We start from the raw sequence: 3,955 nt of genomic DNA on the forward strand, positions 1-3,955 counted from the left end.
CTCCGGCGCCGAGAACATGCTGAAGCAGCTCTGAGAAGTCGACGCCCGTCCCTTCCCACCCGCCCCTTGGGGGTGGGTCTAAATTCGCATAGAGTTTTTCGGGGAGGGGTAAGCGTGGAACCTCGGCGCATAATCGGCACTACACGCCCAATTCGTCATTGCGAGCGAAACGACCTGTCCGCCGTAGCTCCGACTTGTCCTCCGACCTGTCCGCCGTAGCCTTTGGCGAAGGTGGAAGCTCCGAAGGAGCGCAGGAGGAAGGAGCGAAGGGGGAAGCAACCCGGAAAGCCGCAACCTCCAGCACTTGCCGCGCCGGTCTTCCCCCCTTGCGTGCCGAAGGCTATTCTCATTTCCGATAAGGGATGGAAGCCATGAGCGACGCAGTCGGACCCGGCGATATCGTGCTGTGCGTCAACGCCGCCCCGAACCATGTCACGGGCCAGCCGGTGCCGCTGCAGGCCGGCGAGACCTATCGTGTGCGCGCCGTCATGGAATTTGCCTGCCCCTGCGGGCGTTCCGACGCGCTGCTCGATGTCGGCATCGACTTCGCATGGTGCCAGTCCCGCTTCCGCCTCCTGCCCAAACCCAAAGCGGAGAAAAAACCCCGCCGCGTCTCGGCCCCGAAGGAAACGGAGAAGGTGTGATGGGCCGGAGAAGATAGCCCGCGCAGCCCCGTTCACTTCCTTTCCACCGCCCACCCCCAACATCGTCATTGCGAGCGAAGCGACCTGTCCGCCGTAGCTCCGAAGGAGCGAAGGGGGAAGCAATCCAGAAAGCCACACCCTCAGCGCCTGCCGCCTTTAGTTTGCTTCGCTTGCGCTCGCAACGACGAACGAAATTCGTGCGGAATGGACATCAGCACAACCACGACCCGGCTTCGGCATCCCGGAGATATTGCGACATGCCGGCGTCGGCGAAGTGACCGAGGCGGTCACAAGCGCTGCACACGGACGGCTTGCCCGCGAGCGGACCCGCCAATCTAGGAAGTCTGCTTTGCAGCATGAACGGACGCTCGTCCCGGCCGGCTGGCGGCCAGAGTGCACCGACCACGTGAACGCGTCGAGGTTGGTCCGAGAAGTTTGGGAAGGCACAAAATTACATTATGCCGAGCGCGCAGTTTTAGGTGGTCGCCGTGAGTGGCGGCATCTATACGCGGCAGCACTTCTTGAATTTCTTCCCGCTGCCGCATGGGCAGGGCTCGTTGACGCCGACCTTGTGGTCTTTCATCGCAGCGGCCACGCGCTGTCGTCTCAATCTAGCGCCAGCCTCTTCGATCTCGGCTCGTTCGCCTTCGGAGAGGCCATCGAGTCTGGCATGTGACCAATGGATGTCGACGACTCTTCCTTTCGTATCACATTCGAGTTCGAGCATCAGTCGAATATCTTCATGCGCAGCAGCGATCACAGCCATCGTGTGTTTCAAGGCAAAGACTGCATCTCGCTGAACCGGCGGAGACCAGACCCAAAGCGTGAAAGCGTGATCGCCGTATGTCGAAAATGGCTTCGGGCGTCCGATCTCAGCGTTGCCTTTGATTTGCTCGTCGATAAGGCGTGCAATGGTCGCGCGGTGATCGCCGGCCGCGTCCAGAAGAAAGCTGGCGATTTCCGAGCGCCTTGGCTTCTGCGACTTACTCAGGAATTCTAATATTTCGGCAATCCGCTTCGGCATCTCCTGGCGGGGTGCAACCGCGGGTTCGCCTCGAATCACAGCTGAGTAATACTCATCGATCGGCGTACGATAGCCGTCAAATTGCAGCTTCGCAGTGTTAGGCCCAATCAGATTGGCGGCATACATGGCATAGTTGTTCTCCTTCACATAGAGACCGAGATGATCCATTTCATCGAGGAGATCGACGAGCTCGGATTGGGCAGCGTTCATCCGCTGCTCAACAAAGTGCAGGAATATAAGTGGATCGTTGATAAGGTCCGCGTAGACTCGCAGGTCATCGATCGAAAGCAGCCAGACAGGCCGTTTGCCGAGATCTACTCCGATGTTTTTGAGGTGCTGCGCCCGAGCCGCCAGTTCTGTAAACGGATCGAGCGTCACGGCACAGATGGTGACGTGCCGGAAACTGGAACGTTTCAGCCGACCGATTTCATTGTGATCTTTATCGGCGATAATAACTTCAGGTGCGCTCTCCAGATAGTCGACGAAGCGGTTGCCCTGAGAGGCTGGATTTCGCGCCAAGTTCTCAAGCGACGCGATATGCGCCGGCAAATCAGTTGCCGGCGACGTGTAGGTGAACGCACCGGCCTTCACTTCGACAACGATCAAGTGGTCGTCGTAAATGACGAGGCCATCGGCTTCGTGCCACTGGGTCGGCCCATCACCGGATTTCCAGCGGTAATAGGCAGGCCGAAGAACCTGTGCACCCGGCAGGAGCCGCGACAGGTATTTGAATGGTATCTCTTCTGAGGCAGTCTTTTGGCGCTTGTTCCAATCGGTCCGGTAGTCAGGCGTTAGGCGGAAGATGATGCGCTGCATGACGCGATAGAAACCGTCGAACAGCACAAACATGTCGAAGCACAACGTGCGACCCTGCAGCTTGATGAAGGGGCGCTTCATGGTAGGCCACACTCTAACGGGCCACCCGCAGAACGGACCCGGAGAGAAGAAATCTTCCTCTTCACCGGGAGACCAAGTCAGTTCGTCGAGCAGCGCTTTCGGAATGTTCGTGTTCTTCCCGACATCAAATAGGTCGAGGCCGAAGAGCTCGCCGCCGACGCGCTGGCCCCTAGCTTCCAGTGCAGGGTCCTCAAGCACTTTGTTCCGAAGCGCTTCTATATCCGGAGAGCTGGTTTCTTCCGCGAGCTTAGACACTCGCATCAAGGTTTCTTTCTGAAGGCTATCGAACTCGGCCAGTGCGTCGTGTAAGCCACGCGAAAGCTTGGCCATGATTTTGTCGAGTTCGTCGATCAGTGTCTTTGCGTCGATCCCGAACAGTTTGATTAGTACGTCGGAGTGAGGGATCAGAATATCTTCAAGCGCCTGCTTCTCGTGACAGTGATAGCGTTCGCCACGAATACTCATCCACATCACTTCGGCCCGATACCGGAACTCTTCGAGTTCCATGTCAAGGTCCTTGTTTTCGCTTCTTTTAAAGGCCGTCAGCGCGATTTGATATTCGAGAGTCAGACGCGTAAAGAGGGTTTGGACGCGGTCAGAAAGAGACGCCCACTCTTCGTCACTGACTTCAGGCGCAACGTTATCCGCAGGTTTGACGGAGGCGACAACGCTTTGGATATAATCGATCATCCGCCTTGGCGCCGGAGACTCGGAATCATCTTGATTGTCGCGCGTGATGTTGAGCATCGCGAGCTCCCACCAAGCGCGATGAAGAAGGCGCTCGCCGGGAAGCCGAGAAACTTGCTCGGCAATCTGCGTGACCAGATCATCGATCTCTACCCTGATCGTCGGCAGATTGGCGGCGAGCTTTGCGTTTGCAGCTTCCCAGTCGGCGATACTGGCGCGGGAGCGACTCACTACGAGCCGGCCAAATCGCGCGAATTCAAACGGACCCGCGGCGAAATAGTCGTCGGGAACTCCATATCTGGATTTTTGTTTTCTTCGGCGTTTTCTGCTCATGGCAAACCTGCCCGCCTATTATAGAGCCATCCGCGATGCTATGCCGGAAGTTAAAGTCGGCGCACGCGCGCACTGGCATCGTCTCGTGCTCTCGTTCGGCATCTACCGTGCGAGGAGCCGGACGCTATAAGGTCTCAGGTAGGTCAGAAGCCGAAGCGCTCACCCCTCACCCCCCGACGTACGGCCCCATCCCTTGCCTTGCCAGCGCATCCGCCCTGTCATTCTCCGGGTGGTCCGAATGCCCCTTCACCCAGTGCCAGCTCACCTCATGCGTTTCGAGCGCCGCTTCGAGCCGCTTCCAGAGTTCGGCATTCTTGACCGGCTGTTTCGCGGCGTTCTTCCAGCCGTTCTTCTTCCAGTTGTGAATCCA

The 3,955-nt window shown here is 58.0% G+C and carries 3 protein-coding genes; 1 reads left to right on the top strand and 2 read right to left on the bottom strand.

Going from position 1 to position 3,955, the window contains the following annotated elements; genetic code table 11:
- Positions 1–371: 371 nt before the first annotated feature.
- A complete protein-coding gene (locus WEB61_RS08250; RefSeq protein ID WP_368063857.1) occupies positions 372–644 on the top strand; it encodes a hypothetical protein in 273 nt (90 codons plus the stop codon).
- A 502-nt stretch (positions 645–1,146) separates the two neighbouring features.
- On the opposite strand, the gene WEB61_RS08255 is transcribed toward WEB61_RS08250, so the two are convergent.
- Together WEB61_RS08255 and WEB61_RS08260 are read right to left on the bottom strand one after the other, a co-directional pair.
- The gene (locus WEB61_RS08255) at positions 1,147–3,585 is read right to left on the bottom strand and encodes a YecA family protein (RefSeq protein WP_368063858.1); all 2,439 of its coding nucleotides are present in this window, start codon (positions 3,583–3,585) and stop codon (positions 1,147–1,149) included.
- Between the two features lie 166 nt (positions 3,586–3,751).
- The coding region (locus tag WEB61_RS08260) for an RNase H family protein (protein ID WP_368063859.1) at positions 3,752–3,955 on the bottom strand (204 nt) is incomplete at its 5' end.

The organism is Parvibaculum sp., assembly GCF_040882025.1.
In the GTDB taxonomy this organism is placed as follows: domain Bacteria; phylum Pseudomonadota; class Alphaproteobacteria; order Parvibaculales; family Parvibaculaceae; genus Parvibaculum.

What these genes read in the sequence shown, in the direction of transcription:
- WEB61_RS08250 (WP_368063857.1), top strand. Translation starts at nt 372, where the DNA reads ATGAGCGACGCAGTCGGACCCGGCGATATCGTGCTGTGCGTCAACGCC.
- WEB61_RS08255 (WP_368063858.1), bottom strand. Translation starts at nt 3,585, where the DNA reads ATGAGCAGAAAACGCCGAAGAAAACAAAAATCCAGATATGGAGTTCCC.